Genomic DNA, 15,812 nt, shown 5'->3' with positions numbered 1-15,812 from the left:
AAGATCTGACCCGCCCGGTTGTTATGTTTTCTGGTTCATGCTGGTGTCAATGCTGGTGTCTCCTTTCGTTTCTTCTTCGCCGTCTCGGAACTGGCCTTGAAGCGATAGCTGTCATTTCCGGTCTCGAGGATATGGCAGCGGTGGGTGAGACGATCGAGCAGCGCGGTGGTCATCTTGGCATCACCGAAGACGTTGGCCCACTCACTGAAGCTCAGGTTGGTGGTGATGATGACGCTGGCGCGCTCGTAGAGTTTGCTGAGAAGATGAAACAGCAGCGCACCGCCCGAGGCGCTGAAAGGCAGGTATCCCAGCTCGTCGAGGATCACCAATTCGGTCTTCACCAGTGCATCTGCGATCTTTCCGGTCTTTCCCTGCGCCTTTTCCTGTTCCAGCGCATTCACCAGCTCGACGGTCGAGAAGAAGCGCACGCGTTTGCGGTGATGCTCGATGGCCTGGACGCCGAGGGCGGTCGGCGACACCCGCTTGCTGTGCTCGACATAGCCATCGAAGACCGTGGGCAGCGGCATCAGCGCAGGCTTCTCGGCCTCCCAGACATCGGCGATGCTGCCGGGCAGGCTGCCATGCGCAGTCTCGGCCCACAGCGCCTTGCAGCGCTGTTCCAGCCACTGGTTCAGCGCATCGAGATCCGGGAAGGCGGGCATCACCTGCCAGAGCCGGTGGCGCGCATCACGCACGTTCTTCTCGACCTGGCCTTTCTCCCACCCCGCCGCCGGGTTGCAGAAGTCGGGCTCGAAGACATAGTGGCTGGTCATGGAGAGGAACCGCGCATTCACATCGCGCTTCTTGCCCACGCCCACGCGGTCCACCGCCGTCTTCATGTTGTCGTAGATCCCGCGGCCAGGCACGCCCTCAAAGACCCGGAATGCATGCAAATGCGCATCGAACAGCATCTCGTGGGTCTGGAGCAGATAGGCCCTGACGAGGAACGCCCGGCTGACGGTTTACGTCGGAGGCCAGAAACTTCAGGTTGGTGCGGTCCATCCAGGTTTTGAAGGTGTCACTGCGCGCGAATGGCTGGCCGCGAGGCGCGAACTGCGAGGGGCGGACCCGCAGCGCAAGATCCATGATCGCCAGATTGTCCTGCAAGCTGTCGATGTGATCCGTAAGCGTAGCACATCCGCGACGACCCTTACGGGTCTGATCGCCGAAGATTGGTCTTCGGCCCGGATCAAACAGGAAGAGGATCGGCTGTTTATCGGCTTCGATATGACCGCCAATCGGCAGACGCCGCGCGCTGCCTCCGATGGGTTCGGCCAGGTGATCCCCGATCAGGACTGTGACGATGATACCGCCATGGCCATTGCCAGCCGCCCTGCCCCGACCCGGACAACTGTGCCCCCTGCGGCCACTCCTGTCGTCACCACCCCTGACACGCCCGGCAACATGCCGCAGTCGAAACCCTGGAAGTTCACGGAGTAATCCCATGCCCAGCCCCGCTCAATAGTCGGTTCTGAACAACGCGATTATGCCGCGCCCTGCATCTGAAGTGGTCTGTTAACGACCACGATGATGCCGAGGATTAAGCGGATGACGAAGGCCCAAAAGGCCCTGATATGGGCGAGGATCTTGCGGATGTTGTGGCCGCAGGCGCAGAGCACGGCGAAGATGGCATCACCAATCCTGCCCTTGAGGGGGCATCTGGCCAATCTGCCGTCTGATTTCATATGGCCGATCTCGGGCTCGATGGCGCTGCGCCGTTTGAGGAGCTTCGCCAGCGCCGGGGTGATACCGCGCCGCTGGCCGCTGATCAGGACGCGGGTGGTCTCGATGCCATGCCCGCGATAGCCGCGGTCGACCAGGGCGAGTGTGGGCCTCGTATCGGTCAGGATTTCGACCTGTTCGAGGGCCGGTGCCAGGGTGTGGCCGTCATAGGGATTGCCGGGAAAGCTGCGGGCGCCAACTATGAGGCCGCCAACAAGGGTCGTGGCGAGGCTGACCTTGGTGCCAAACTCGTATCGCACCCGTGCCTTGCCTTTGGAGATGCAATCGACCTCGGGCTCGTGCAGGGAATAGACCTTGTCGCGGCTCTTTGGTCCCTGTTCCAGCAGGCGGCCGACCAGCCAGAGGGCGTCCACAACCCTCTCGCGCAGGGGGCTTTGCGGGATGTCCTGCAGGTGCCGGCGCAGATCGCGACGCACCCGGCCGACATGGCCCTTGAGTTGGCGCAGCGCCTTGCGCATGCGTTTGAACTGGCGGGCATGGGCGTAGCGCCCGACCTGGATCGCCAGCCGCGGTGCAAGACGGGCATAGCTCTGGCGCAGTTCGATCCCGGCCCTCTTCGCCAGACCAACCAGCAGGGCGCGGGCCCGCTCGTAGAGCCGGGCGTCCGTCGGATGGGCGATGTTCTTTTCCATGACCGTCGTATCGACCACCACCCGTTTCAGGACCTTGTCGGTGATCGTCCCGGAACTGCGGCCAGCCTCGATCGTCTTGGTCAACAGCCATTCCACGCGTTCGGCGTGGCCTTGAACCAGTGGCGGCTCACGCCTCACTCACCGATCCTCTTGCGCCAGCGCACCAGCGATGACGGATCAATAGGCGGGCGATGCTGAAAGAAGGTCTCGCCGGTGAAATGCTGGTAGTAGGGGTTCTCGACCCAACGGGCGACCACCGCCTCGTCCGACAGCTTGAACGCATGCTGCAGATACATCAGCCCGGCGATCAGACGCGGAGAAGTCGCCGGGCGCCCCGTCGCCGAGGGGAAGAACCCGGCCCATTCCCGCTCGAAGAACTCCCAGTCGATCAGCGCCGCGAGCTTCACCAACTCGTGGCGCGGATCGATCATATCCACCAGCCTGGGGCGCAGAAGATCATCCTGTTCGGCGGTCCGGAAATGGGGCTTCATTGGCGATCACAAATTGCAGGGTTTCTGCGTCAAGATTACAAAATCCTGCAAGAAAACACCAACAAAACTGCAGGATGATCACGCAATATCAACGCGTTCCGCGTTGGTCAGAGTCGACTCAATAGTGACCATTCCGGCCCCTTTTTTGACCATATATACAATCATTTAATGGCCATTACCACGGCTTGATCTGAACAAAATCATTTGATTTCAATTTATTGACGGAATCCGGCCGACCGTCGCCTGCGGTTGCGATTCGTCATCCGGCCGCGGACCTTACCCGTTGATCGTCCGGATACTGACCGGTAAGGTCGCCGCAATCTCATTTGGAGCGATAGGAACGGCCTGAAGCTCGCCAGACCTCCGCAGTTTCCCGACCACCGCGTTTCCGCCGGAATGCGCCGCTTCTCCGAACGGCGGAGCCATGTCTCGAAGGTCGATACGATGTCGCAATATGAAATCCCTCCAGGCCCTGGACAAGATACCCCTGAGGCCCAGGCGCCATCACGGCCCTGCCCGGCCCGGATTCCCGCTCACACCCGCTCACACCCACTGAGCCGGACGTCGGCCTCGCACCCCTGTCCAGAGCCATCCCTCCCTGCTCGGCCGGTTTCCGGCTGCTGGCGCCGCTTTGCCGAAAGGAGTCCCCATGTCCCGCATCCCGTTTATGGGGCCCGTTTTTTCAATCCGAACGAGTGCCGGGTCGAACTCGATCTTGCCGTAGAGGCGCGCATCCAATGAATATCCTGATCACGGCCGACCTACACGTTGACCTCTGGGCTCACGCCGGGCACGATCCGTTTTCCGGGATCGTGCCGGTGTTGCGTGGTCTCGACGCGCTGATCACCGCGGGCGATCTGGCCAACGATCCGCATCGGAATTGGCCCTAGGCGCTGTCTCGGCTCGGGCGGCTGGTGCCGCCCGCGCGGATCTGGGTTATTCCCGATAACCATGACTATATGGCGCCACGCTCGACGACACGACCCTGGTCCGGATCGCGCAGGCTGCCGGGGTGAGCTTTGCCCAGAAGCGGGTTCTGACCTTCGGCAACTGTCGGCTGCTGTGCTGCACGCTCTGAACCGACTTTGCACTGCTGGGCGATCCGGACACGGCGATGAAATGTGCGGCGCGGGCAATGCCTGATTACGGCCGGATCCGCAGCGCCAGTGGGGAGTTCATCACGTCCGAAGATATCGTCGCGATTCACTTCGATCACCTGTCTTGGCTCACGCGGAAGATTGCCAGGCCCTGGCCGGGACAGGTCGCCATTTTCACTCATCACGCCCCAGGCGCGGCGGTCTCTGGTCATGCTTCCGCCCTCTGCCCGGCTTTCGCCTCGGATCTTGTTGGCTGGATCGAGGCGCACCGGCCCGACTACTGGTTCTGATCTCCTTTTCGTCGAAGATCAGCAGACTGCAAATCATAGCTTATGTCAGTGCCCAAAAAATCGGGGGGTAGCTCAATGGCCAGGAATGGCGGTGAAAATGGACAAGCCTTGAAAATCGCAAAATACATAAAGTAAAATCAATATCTTAGTTTATTCTTCACATCAAAAATGGTCACTATTTCGTGGTGACGACATAGAATTGTCACCTCTGTCTTGGTGGCTGTCGGCCGAGTTGGCGCGGTGGCTTCTGAGAGGCTAGGTGGTGGACCAATCGCGCTCTGAACCGTGTATTGTCTTTGGAAAAGCCCGACGCAAGCCGGGCTTTTCCCTTGCGACTTACCCCTCGGTCTTTTCGCTGATCTTGTCCTGCGTCCGGGTCAGGAAATCCGAGGCGTCATGGCGTTCCCACAGCTGTTCGGCAGGCTTGCCCGAGGTCTTGTTGACCATGATCCCGCGCCGAACGGCGGGACGTGCGGCGATCTCGTCATACCAGCGACGCACATTCCCGTAGATCCCGGCGTCAAGGAAGGTCGCCGCATCGCCATAGGCCTTGCCCGCGATCAACTGCCCGTACCAGGGCCAGGTCGCCATATCGGCGATGGAATATTCCTCGCCCGCCATGAAACGGTGGTCGGCCAGATGCCGGTTAAGCACATCAAGCTGCCGCTTCACCTCCATCGTGTAACGGTCGATGGCATATTCGATCCTGACCGGCGCATAGGCGTAGAAATGCCCGAAACCGCCGCCAAGGAAGGGCGCCGAACCCATCTGCCAGAACAGCCAGTTCAGTGCCTCGGTCCGTGCAGCGGGATCACGCGGCAGGAAGGCGCCGAACTTCTCGGCCAGATAGACGAGGATCGAGCCGGATTCGAACACCCGCCGCGGTGGCGTGACCGAATGATCCATCAGCGCCGGGATCTTGGAATTAGGGTTCGCCGCCACGAAACCGCTGCCGAACTGGTCGCCTTCACCGATGCGGATCAGCCACGCATCGTATTCGGCATCGAACCCGGCCTCCAGCAGCTCCTCCAGCATGATCGTGACCTTCTGCCCGTTGGGCGTGGCCAGTGAATAAAGCTGCAGGGGATGCTGACCGACCGGCAGGTCCTTGTCATGGGTCGGCCCGGCGATGGGGCGGTTGATGCTGGCGAACTCGCCGCCGTTGTCTTTTTCCCATTTCCAGACCTTGGGCGGGGTATAGTCGTCTTTCATGTCATCTCCTGTCGCTGTCTGATCTCAAGATGTGGGGGATGGTGCCGAACATCAACCGCCGCACGGCTCGGGCCAACCATGCTGTCCTGCTTTTCGGGATATGCATCAGCCTCGGCCTGGGGAACAATGAGCGCGGGAGGAACTGGACATGACATCCGACATCTACATCGTTGGCAGTGGCCACACGAAATTCGGCCGCCTGCAGGAAACGCTCGAAGAACTGATTGTCGCCGCCGCACAAGAGGCGATCACCGAGGCCGGGATCGACCCGGCCGAGATCGACGCGGTGTTTCTGGGGCATTTCAACTCGGGCCTTGTGCCGGACGGTTTCGCCTCGTCGCTGATCCATCAGGCCCATCCCGCCCTGCGGTTCAAGCCTGCTGCGCGTTGCGAGAATGCCTGCGCCTCGGGCGCGGCGGCGATCCATGCCGGGCTGAACATGATCCGTGCCAAAGGCGCGCGCAACGTGCTGGTGGTGGGGGCCGAAAAGATGACCCATCGCAGCACGGCGGATGTGACCACGGCCCTTGCCGGGGCCGGCTATCAGAACGATCCGGGCGAGGCCGCGCTGAGCTTTCCGCAGGTATTCGCGCTCGCGGCGCAGGCCTATGCCGGGCGATATGCCGATCCGCTGGACGCGATGGCCCGTATTGCCGCCAAGAACCACACCAATGCGATGAAGAACCCGCTGGCGCAGATGCACAAGCCATTAAGCTATGAATTCTGCCGTGAGGTCAGTGAGAAGAACCCGCTGATCGCACCGCCGCTGCGGCTCTCGGATTGCTCGTTGGTGACGGATGGCGCCGCCGCCGTGGTCCTGACATCCCAGCCGTCGGCGGCCCGGCGCGTCCGGATTGCCGCAGCCGGGCATGTCTCGGATTACCTGCCGATGGGCCGCCGTGAATTCATCGCCTTCGAAGGGCCAGAGAGGGCGATCCGGCAGGCTTATGAGGTTGCCGGGATCACCGTCGGCGATCTGGACTTCGCCGAGGTGCATGACTGCTTCACCCCGGCCGAACTGCTGATCTATGAGGCGATGGGCCTGACGCCCAGGGGACAAGGCGCGCGCGCCATCGAGGATGGCACGGTGATGGCCGATGGCCGGACCCCGGTGAATCTCTCGGGAGGTCTGAAGGCCAAGGGTCATCCGGTGGGCGCGACGGGCGTATCCATGCACGCGCTGGCGTTTCGGCAACTGACCGGACAGGCAGGGGACATGCAGCGCAAGGGCGCCGAATGGGGCCTGACCTTCAATATGGGGGGCGCGGCGGTCGCCAACTATGCCACTGTGCTGCAAGCGGTGGGGATCTGATGAATGAACATTGCGAACTGGCGTTACCGGACGGTGGCCGTCTGGCCGAGGGATCGTAAAGCGCCGCGATCGAGTCGATGTCGAATGCCTTTCCGATCAGGGTGGCGTCCAATGCCCGGGCAGATAATGCCGTTCCCGTTCACCACGCCCTTCACCTTCAGTGCAGGGCTGCTTGGGCGCCTCTTGATTGTCGGCGTCAAGACCCCCGCCCTACGCCGCGAAAAGGCGGTGCGGATGCTGGCGGCACAGCGCCCATCCCGCCGACGGTTTCTCGCTTGGCTATAGCGATGATTGGAACGCGACCGAAGCCATGATCGCCCGCGCCGGGCTGCTGCGGCCGATCCAGCCTCTGCCCGCACCGGCGATGCGGCAGCTTGCCGCCGCGCTTGAAGGATTGCCTGATGAAGCCTGCCAATAATGCCGCCGCGTATCGGGCCGCATACGCGCCTTCCCTGCCCGGCCGCCAGCGGCGGGCAAACCGCAGACGGCAAAGCGGAGCCGCTTGACGCTGTCGCCCGTGGGTTGTGCAGAGGTCACGCGGCGGTCGCCGCAGTCATGGTCCAATGGACAGACCGCAGACCAGCCCCTCGCGACACCTTGATTGCGACGAGGCAGAACCTCCGTCGGCATCAATCCGGTCGATACCGTTTCGCACCCCGCATCGTGGCCGGATTTGACCACATGCCGCCCATCCCGAAACCGTGATCTTTCTGCATCATATTTCATGACACGCAATCACGAATGGCTTGCGGAAGGGGTTACACAGGCCTAACCGCCAGCCAATCACCCAGGAAGGTGCGGGCGAATCCGTATCGACTCAGGCAGCCTTTTCGAACTCGCCAAGAGGTTTGCCATGTCTTCCAAGTTTCCGCCCCGTTCCGGCAAGGGGCGCAATCTGCGCGCCGTATTGCTGACGCTGACCGCCCTCAGCACCCCCGTAATGGCCCATGCCCAGACAGAGTTCGATGCAGAACCTGTCGTTCTGGACGAGATTTTGGTGACCTCGGCCTCGTCGATCGCAACTTCGGTTCAGGATGCGCCCGCCTCGATCACCGTGATCGATCAGGAAAAGATCCAGGCCAGCGGCGCCCGCGATGTCCGTGACGTTCTGCGCACGGTGCCGGGGCTGAACCTGACCCGCGGCAATGACGGCAATTCCAACGTGTCATTCCGCGGACTGGCCAACAGCCGGACCCTGACGCTGATCGACGGCAAGCGGATCAATGGCCGCAATACCTTTTCGCGCCATTATCAGGGCGACCTGCAGATCGTTCCGGTCGATGCCATCGAGCGGATCGAGATCGTGCGCGGCCCCATGTCCACCCTCTATGGCTCGGACGCCATGGGCGGCGTGATCAACATCATCACCAAGAAGGCCACCGATATCTGGTCCGGCTCGGTCACCACGGATTTCGGCTTTGGCGATGAAAGCTCGACCGCCGACAGCCGCTCGATTTCGGCCTATATCTCGGGGCCGCTGGCGCAGAACCTCAGCCTTTCGGCCTGGGCCAAGCTGTCGGAAATCGATTCCCCCGATCCCTATGGCTATACCGAAAGCCGTGGCGAGCTGATCCCGCAATACGGCTCGAACGGCACCCGCACCACGACGCTGGGTGCGCGGCTGACCTGGACCCCGCTGGACGGGCAGGAATGGGGGTTCGAAGCACAGACCTCGATCGACGACTATCTGGCGGAAGACGGCGACCATGACACGAACGAGGTCAGCAAGGAAAGCATTGCGCTGACCAATGACTGGCAGATCGGCGGGGGTTCGCTGTCCAGCTATCTTCGTTATGAAAATGCCGACAACAAGTCGTGGAACTCGACGGACGGCATCTGGAACGAGGCCATCGATTACGAAACCGTCACGCTGGAGTCGCGCTATACCGCGCAAACCAATGTCGGCGGACGGGTGCTGGACTATACGGTGGGCGGCCTGATCTCGCGCGAGGAACTGAACGATCCCAACACCTCGACCGAGGTGATCGCAGGTTCGGTCAACGCCTCGGCGCTGTATGCCGAGGGCCGTCTGCAGGTGAACGATGCGCTCAGCCTGACCGGCGGGCTGCGGCTGGATCATCACGAGCGTTACGGCAATCACCTCACGCCGCGGATCTATGCGAACTATGATTTCGGCAATGGGCTGATGCTGTAGGCGGGCTATTCGCAGGCCTTCGTCGCACCCGATCTGCGCAGCCTGAACCCGAACTATCAGATGGGATCGCGCGGCAATGGCTGCAAACCCTATCAGGGGTCATGCACGATCATCGGCAACCCGGATCTGGACCCCGAGACCTCGGACAACTTCGAGATCGGCCTGAACTATCAGGGCCAGAACACCAGCTGGGAAGTGACCGCGTTCTATAACGACGTGGACAACATGCTGAGCGCGCGGCGTACCGGCGATCTGACCGAGGACGGCACGCCGATCTTCCAGCGCGACAACTTCGATTATGGCAAGACCGCCGGGATCGAGGCCGGGTTCGAACATTACATCAACGACGACCTGATCTGGACCACCTCGGCGACCCATATCGCCAAGTCCGAGTTCAAATACGGCGATTTCGATACCGCCTATCCGATGGCGACGACGCCGAAATGGAACGTCACCACGGGTCTGGCATGGCAGGCGACGGATCAGTTGAACCTGTCGGGTCAGGTGACCTATGTCGGCAAACAGGCGGGCTATGTGGTCGAGGACGGCCTGGTCGTGGGCGATGGCGAGCAGGCCTCGGTTCCGGCCGGTCAGAACAGCAAGGCCTATTATCTGGTCAATGTCGCGGCGGCCTATGACCTGAATGGCAGCACGACGCTGCATGCAGGGATCGACAACCTGTTCAACGACCAGCCCGAGGCCGACGTTGCCTATCGCGAAAACGGTCGTCTGTTCAAACTGGGCCTGACCACCCGTTTCTAAGCGGATCACCCCGCAAATCAGGCCCGCCCCGCAGATGACGGGACGGGCCGACCATCCTTCATCAGCTTCCCCCGCGCGCGAGGCCGAGTTCAACCCGTCCCCAAACGATCCGGCAAACCCGGGGCGTGTGTGGATACCCCCGGTTTGGCAAGCTAAATCTTCGGTTTGTCGGCGGGGTCTTCGATCGGACGTGTGTCAGGCCTCTCAGCGTGGCCTTCCACGACGCCACGGGCCGGTATGCTGTTCGGAAGGCTGGGTTCACATCGGTTCAGAGAGCTGCATGCGCTCGAGCCCCGGGACTGAATCTTCCTGCCTTGAACTTCGAAGTCCGTGTCGCCTACTCCTCGTCGATCGCTCACCCCGGCCTTTCGGCCATGCCGTGCCGTCGCCCCTTTCCGGGCTCGGGTCACGCCATTCTGTAATCCTGTTCTTTTGTCGTCAGCGCCCAGATCATCCGGGCCATCTTGTTCGCCAGCGCAACGGCCGCGACCATCTTCGGTTTGCGCATCACCAGCGCGGCCAGCCAACGGTTCGCGCTGCCCCCCTTGCGGACAACCCAGCGGATCACACTCATGGCACCGACGATCAGCAGGCGGCGGATATCGGTCTGCCCCATTTTGCTGACCGAACCCAGTCTGGTTTTTCCACCCGTCGACCTCTGTTTCGGCACCAGGCCGAGCCAAGCGGCAAAATTGCGCCCACTGTCGAACGTGGCAAGATCCGGTGCGAATGCCGCAACAGCTCCGGCGGTGACCGGGCCGATCCCGGGGATGGTGCACAGCCGACGAAGTTGCGTATCTGTCCTTGATGCGGCCTCGAGTTCTTCCGCCAGTCGTCCGATCACCTCTGTCAACCTCGCGATCTGCTCGACGTAGATCGCGCCCATCTCCCGAACATGGCCTGGCACATCGCTGGCCGGATCTGCCAGTGCATTCTCCAGAACCTTCAGGCTCGCGGGCCCCTTCGGCGCCACCAGCCCGAACTCGGCCAGATGTCCGCGGAGGGCGTTGATGAGCTGCGTGCGCTGCCGCACCAGACATTGATGCGTCCGAAACGCCACTGCGCGGCCCTGCGTCTCGGCACTCTTCACGGCCACGAACCGCATGGTCGGGCGCGACGCGGCCTCGGCGATGGCTTCGGCATCCGCCTTGTCGTTTTTCTGTCGTTTCACGAACGGTTTCACATACACCGCTGGCACCAGACGCACCTCGTGACCGTGGGACTGCGCCACCCGGCCCCAGTAATGCGACGTGGCGCAGGCCTCCATCGCCACCACGCAGGCCGACTGTTCGGCAAGGAGATTCGTCAGACGGGTCCGCGACAGCACACGGTTATATAGAACCGCCCCGTCCAGCCCGATCGCGCAGACCTGGAAACTGCCCTTCGCCAAGTCGATCGCCAACATGCTGATCGTTGTCATCATTGATGTGCCCTCCGTTCGGTTTCGATGCAACCATCATGGCATAAGAGATGCCGATGGGTGGGGGCATCCACCGCATCAGTTCAGAGCCGTATAACCCGATTCGCCCCATGCAAGCAGCACACAGGCCGACGCCAGTTCGGCGGGCTGCCGGTGACGGAAGCATGTGGACTGATCGGTACGCTTGTTTGTCGCCGGCGTTTGTCAGCATTTTGAGTTCATACGAAAACCATGACGCGCCGTTGGATGGGCCGACCTGCTGCGAACTGCCGATCCACCAGATCCCGCGACTGAACTGCTGATCTGGACAGGTCCGTAGTTTTACCTATATATGCGCCGCATGTGGACAAGCATCAAAACGATTGTCGGCGGGAACACCGTGCCACACGATTGGACGGTTTGCCGCGATGGTGTCCCGGTTGGACGTGTCTATTACTCCAAGCAGGACGCCGGTGTCGGTTCGTGGTTCTGGGAGGTCTGGAACTCTCCGGGCGCTTCCGGGCAGGCATGGACCGAAGAGGCTGCCATCAACGCAGTCAAGGAAAACGTCTCACGCGACGAAGCAGAGCCAGCCTGACTGCGCCAAGCGATGCCGGGGGGCGGCCATCTGTGGCCCCTCGGCCAATGACCCCTTGCTTTCCGTCGGGGGTGGTCCCATATGGGGCTGATGATAGAAATAAGCTGGGGCAAACCCCTCACACTCGTCGCCGAAAATGGTGACACCGTACAAATCTCGACAATCGAACAGGCGAAATACTGGCTGCGCAAGCGCTGGCCGGTCGTGGATGACGCGCGCCACAGCGCGGTCGCAGCCATCCAGGGCGCGATGGAATGCATGTTGCCGGTTCAGGCCGCACGCCGCGCCTTTCTTGTGGCGGCACAGACCGCCGGGTTCAAACCCCTTTTGAAGGCGGCCTGACGCCGGGCGGCTCGCGCGGATGTGTTCGGGCGGGCCGCAATTCGCAGGAACATGCGGGGGATCTTCTTGTTGGGGGCGTGCGAAAGCCCACTAAACGCCAACAGGAGGAAAGAATGTTCGTGAAACTCTCATCTTCATATGTGGCTGCCACCGCAGCGGCGGCGCTGATGATCGGCTCTGCCGCGTTCGGTCAGACGGCGGTCGGGGGTCAGGATATATCCGACGCCGATCTGCCCGCCGTGACCGAGCATTGTGAAACTCTGGCGACCGGCGCAGATGCCAGCGTCGATCCCGGCTCGGGCAATCCGGACGCCGAGGATACCGAGATGTCCACAATGGAAGCCACGCCTGACGACACGATGCCGACCGACGGCACCGAGGGCAATGCCGATGCGGATGCCGCCGAGATCATGCCCGACACGGCAGAGGCCACCGATGGCGCGGACGGGGCTGACGGCAATGTCGATGCCGATGGCTTCACCGGCATAAACCTTCAGGACATCACGCTGGAAGATTGTGAAGCCGCCGGGCTGATCTGAACCGGCCAGTGATCTGCGACGATCCGCGGCGGCGAAGGTGCATCCTGCCCTTCGCCGCCGTCTGTTATGCTGGCTTACCGTCTGCCCATCACGAAGCCGTCAATAAGTTTCTACGCCGCGTCACGTCAATGTGACGGTGGTGTAACAAATATACAACGCCCCTGAATGGAGGCTTTCCTGAGCTTCTGGATTGTCCGATCCGGCGGGCCTAGGTCGGGCTTCTGATGAATGAAGGAGACTATCCATGAAAACTGTTGTGTTGTCGGTCGCCGCATCCTTGGCCGCCACCGCGTCCTTTGCGGGTGGCTATGTTGCGCCGGTGGTCGAGCCGGCCCCCGTGATCTCGCCGGTCGCACCTGTGGAAGTGGGCACCGACTGGAGCGGCTTCTATGCCGGTCTGCAATATGGTGTGGGCAATGCCGAATTTTCCGGTTCCGGCGACGAAGACGATTTCGATTATGACAGCTATGGCGTTCATGCCGGTTATCTGCACGACTTCGGCCGGTTCATCCTTGGCGGCGAACTGGATTACAACAAGGTCGAACTGGATGACGTCGATGTCGATGGCGACCTGATCCGCCTGCGGGGCCGCGCCGGTTACGATATGGGCAGGTTCCAGCCCTATGTGACGCTTGGCGTTGCGCGTATTTCGGCCGATGGCGAAGGCCTCGATATTTCGGAAACCGGGATCACCTATGGCGTCGGCGCCGAATATCTGGTGCATGAGCGTTTCTCGGTCGGACTGGAATACAGCCGCAACGATTTCTCGGATATCGTCGAGAGCGAATCCGGCAGCGTCGATCTGGACACGGATCTGGTGCAGGTCCGGGCGACCTATCGCTTCTGATCCTTTCACGATCGCATGACAAAAGGAAACGCGGACCGGCGACGGTCCGCGTTTCTTGTTTGACGACAGGGTCCCCGGTTCGGGACGATCCGGTCACGGGATCAAAAGACGCCCACCAGATAGAGAACGATAATCAGCACCACCGGCACCCCGAGAAACCATGCGATAAGTCCCTTCATGGGATTTCCTTTCGATTGAACATGCAAGGTAAGTCGGCAGCTGGCCCGGAAGTTCCGCATCCCATGTGGCGATTTCGCGCATCCATATTCGCCGATTCGGCGTTACATCAATGAAAGCGAACGGAATCCACGGGGAAAGACCGGCATGGAACAGCGCGAAAGCAAGGTGGCGATCACCCGGGGGCTGCTGAGCAAATGTCCCTGCTGCGGCGATGGGCGCCTGTTTCACGGCTATTTGCAGGTCTGCCCGGAATGCGAGGCCTGCGGCACGGCGCTGGGGCGCTATCCCGCCGCTGACGGCCCGGCCTTCTTTACCATGACCATCGTGCTGCTGCTGTTGATCCCGCTGATCGGCTTTACCTGGATCCTGTTCCGGCCAAGCCCGCTGATGCTGCTGATCATCGTCGGGCTGATCACGATCCTGCTGACGCTGGTGCTGCTGCGCCTCGTGAAGGGGGCGTTCGTCGGCTATCTCTGGGCCAAGGATGAGCAGGACCGGGGCGCCTGATCGCGCCCATCACCGGCACGCCGGGGGCTAATATTCTCTTACGGTGCGGTTCGGGAAACAGAACCTGCCACATTCCTGCCCTTCTTTGGAATCGCCATCGTGCCGGGTTCCGGTTAAAACACGACCTGAGAACTCGTGATATGAGGAACGCCATGACCCAACGGATCGCCGGATTTCCCGCGTCACTGAATGCGCTGGCCGCGACGGCCATGCGGCGGATCGCGCGCGGGGCCGGATCGCGATGTCGGGACGCGCTGACCCGCACCGCCTGACGACACCCCTTCCCCTTTGCTGTCCGTGATGAACCCGCCTGCGGGACCGGACAGGCATATCCTGAAAAGACGGAGACAGACATGACCCGCAAGATCAGACTTGGCGCGTTCCTGCCCGGCGGCGGGCAGCATATCGCCTCGTGGCGCCACCCCGATCAGCCCGCCGATGGCGCGGTCAGTTTCGAATTCCACAAGCAACTGGCGCAGACCGCCGAACGCGGATTGTTCGATGCCTATTTTCTGGCCGACGGGCTGGCGACGTCGATCGGGGGCACGTCCGAGGGTGGCCCGGCCCGTGTCGCCGGGTTCGAGCCGGTGACGCTGTTTGCCGCGCTGGCGCCGCTGACCACACATCTGGGCTTTATCGCCACGGCCTCGACCACCTATGAGGAACCGTTCAACACCGCGCGCAAATTCGCCTCGCTCGACCTGATCTCGCAGGGGCGCGCGGGCTGGAACGTCGTCACCACCGCGACCGAGGCGGCGGCGCGGAACTTCAACCTTGACCAGCAGCATCCGCACGCCTTCCGCTATCGCCGCGCGGCCGAGCATATCGAGGTGGTGCGCAAGCTGTGGGAAAGCTTCGAGGACGACGCCTTCATCCGCGACAAGGACAGCGGCGAATTTCTGGACCATGACAAGCTGCACCCCGCCGATCATCGCGGCGAACATTTCAAGGTCGCGGGGCCGCTGAACGTGTCGCGCTCGCCGCAGGGCCATCCGGTGATCGTGCAGGCGGGCCAGTCCGAGGACGGTCGCGCCCTTGCCGCCGCCAGTGCCGAGGTGATCTTTACCGCCCATCAGCGGCTGGATACGGCGCAGGAATTCTATCGCGACATCAAGCGCCGGGCGGCGGCGAACGGGCGCGATCCCGATCATGTGCTGGTCATGCCGGGCGTGTCGCCCTTTGTCGGCCGGACCGAGGACGAGGCGCGCGAGAAATACGAGGCGCTGACATCGCTGATCCGCGACAAGGACGGGGTGGCCCTGCTGAACGGGCTGTGCGGCGGCACGCTGGATCTGACCGGCTATGACCTTGACGCGCCGCTGCCGCCCGCGCCCCCGACCGAGGGCATGAAATCGCGTCAGGCGCTGATCCGGCAGATCGCGGATGAAAACAACTTCACCATCCGCGAGCTGTTCCGCTGGATCGCCTCGGCGCGCGGGCATTACACCATCGTGGGTTCCGCCACCCGGATCGCCGACATGCTTCAGGAATGGTTCGAGAACGAGGCCGCCGACGGCTTCAACATCCTGCCGCCGTGGCTGCCGACCGGGCTGGAGGATTTCGTCGATCTGGTCATCCCGGAACTGCAACGCCGTGGCCTGTTCCGCACCGGATACGAGGGCCGGACGCTGCGCGAAAATCTGGGCCTGCCCTTCCCCGTGAACAGCCACACGCTTGCGCGCGCCGCAGCGCAGGCAGCGGAGTAA

The 15,812-nt window shown here is 62.1% G+C and carries 12 protein-coding genes and 3 pseudogenes; 10 read left to right on the top strand and 5 right to left on the bottom strand.

Annotation, left to right across the window (positions count from 1 at the left end; all coding sequences use genetic code 11):
* Positions 1-35: 35 nt before the first annotated feature.
* Positions 36-956, bottom strand: a pseudogene (istA, locus tag JHW40_RS24275) (IS21 family transposase); the annotation flags it as partial.
* A gap of 160 nt (positions 957-1,116) precedes the next feature.
* On the opposite strand from istA, the gene JHW40_RS21615 reads away from it, so the two are divergent.
* Positions 1,117-1,440, top strand: a complete 324-nt coding sequence (locus JHW40_RS21615) for a hypothetical protein (RefSeq protein ID WP_090613379.1) — start codon at positions 1,117-1,119, stop codon at positions 1,438-1,440.
* Positions 1,441-1,484: 44 nt separating this feature from the next.
* Here the strand turns inward: JHW40_RS21615 and JHW40_RS21610 are convergent.
* Positions 1,485-2,866 (bottom strand): annotated as a pseudogene (locus JHW40_RS21610) (IS5 family transposase).
* Between the two features lie 737 nt (positions 2,867-3,603).
* On the opposite strand from JHW40_RS21610, the gene JHW40_RS21605 reads away from it, so the two are divergent.
* Entirely contained in the window at positions 3,604-3,756 is a 153-nt protein-coding gene (locus tag JHW40_RS21605) for a hypothetical protein (RefSeq protein WP_244519403.1), read from the top strand.
* Between the two features lie 65 nt (positions 3,757-3,821).
* Here JHW40_RS21605 and JHW40_RS21600 read toward each other — a convergent pair whose 3' ends face one another.
* The gene (locus tag JHW40_RS21600; RefSeq protein ID WP_244519404.1) at positions 3,822-4,175 is read right to left on the bottom strand and encodes a hypothetical protein; all 354 of its coding nucleotides are present in this window, start codon (positions 4,173-4,175) and stop codon (positions 3,822-3,824) included.
* Between the two features lie 414 nt (positions 4,176-4,589).
* On the bottom strand, positions 4,590-5,465 hold the full coding sequence (gene yghU, locus JHW40_RS21595; RefSeq protein ID WP_090617944.1) for a glutathione-dependent disulfide-bond oxidoreductase: 876 nt from the start codon (positions 5,463-5,465) through the stop codon (positions 4,590-4,592).
* A 148-nt stretch (positions 5,466-5,613) separates the two neighbouring features.
* On the opposite strand from yghU, the gene JHW40_RS21590 reads away from it, so the two are divergent.
* Both JHW40_RS21590 and JHW40_RS21585 read left to right on the top strand, forming a co-directional pair.
* Positions 5,614-6,777, top strand: coding sequence for a thiolase domain-containing protein (locus JHW40_RS21590; protein ID WP_090617946.1), 1,164 nt, complete (start codon positions 5,614-5,616; stop codon positions 6,775-6,777).
* Between the two features lie 853 nt (positions 6,778-7,630).
* A pseudogene (locus JHW40_RS21585) lies at positions 7,631-9,694 on the top strand (TonB-dependent receptor domain-containing protein).
* Between the two features lie 406 nt (positions 9,695-10,100).
* Here the strand turns inward: JHW40_RS21585 and JHW40_RS21580 are convergent.
* Positions 10,101-11,114, bottom strand: coding sequence for an IS110 family RNA-guided transposase (locus tag JHW40_RS21580; protein ID WP_272848955.1), 1,014 nt, complete (start codon positions 11,112-11,114; stop codon positions 10,101-10,103).
* A 379-nt stretch (positions 11,115-11,493) separates the two neighbouring features.
* On the opposite strand from JHW40_RS21580, the gene JHW40_RS21575 reads away from it, so the two are divergent.
* From JHW40_RS21575 to JHW40_RS21550, 6 genes are all read left to right on the top strand, one after another.
* The gene (locus JHW40_RS21575; RefSeq protein WP_244519265.1) at positions 11,494-11,691 is read left to right on the top strand and encodes a hypothetical protein; all 198 of its coding nucleotides are present in this window, start codon (positions 11,494-11,496) and stop codon (positions 11,689-11,691) included.
* 81 nt (positions 11,692-11,772) lie between these two features.
* Positions 11,773-12,033 carry a DUF982 domain-containing protein gene (locus JHW40_RS21570; RefSeq protein ID WP_244519264.1) on the top strand — a complete coding sequence of 87 codons (261 nt, stop codon included), beginning with the start codon at positions 11,773-11,775 and terminating at the stop codon, positions 12,031-12,033.
* A gap of 113 nt (positions 12,034-12,146) precedes the next feature.
* Positions 12,147-12,572, top strand: coding sequence for a hypothetical protein (locus JHW40_RS21565; RefSeq protein WP_090614304.1), 426 nt, complete (start codon positions 12,147-12,149; stop codon positions 12,570-12,572).
* 244 nt (positions 12,573-12,816) lie between these two features.
* The gene (locus JHW40_RS21560) at positions 12,817-13,419 is read left to right on the top strand and encodes an outer membrane protein (RefSeq protein ID WP_090614302.1); all 603 of its coding nucleotides are present in this window, start codon (positions 12,817-12,819) and stop codon (positions 13,417-13,419) included.
* A gap of 324 nt (positions 13,420-13,743) precedes the next feature.
* Positions 13,744-14,106 carry a DUF983 domain-containing protein gene (locus JHW40_RS21555; RefSeq protein ID WP_090614298.1) on the top strand — a complete coding sequence of 121 codons (363 nt, stop codon included), beginning with the start codon at positions 13,744-13,746 and terminating at the stop codon, positions 14,104-14,106.
* A gap of 353 nt (positions 14,107-14,459) precedes the next feature.
* Complete coding sequence (locus tag JHW40_RS21550) at positions 14,460-15,812, top strand: LLM class flavin-dependent oxidoreductase (protein WP_090614295.1); 1,353 nt, start codon at positions 14,460-14,462, stop codon at positions 15,810-15,812.

Origin of the sequence: Paracoccus alcaliphilus (assembly GCF_028553725.1) — a bacterium.
Lineage (GTDB): Bacteria > Pseudomonadota > Alphaproteobacteria > Rhodobacterales > Rhodobacteraceae > Paracoccus > Paracoccus alcaliphilus.
This window is presented reverse-complemented; position numbering and strand designations above follow the sequence as displayed.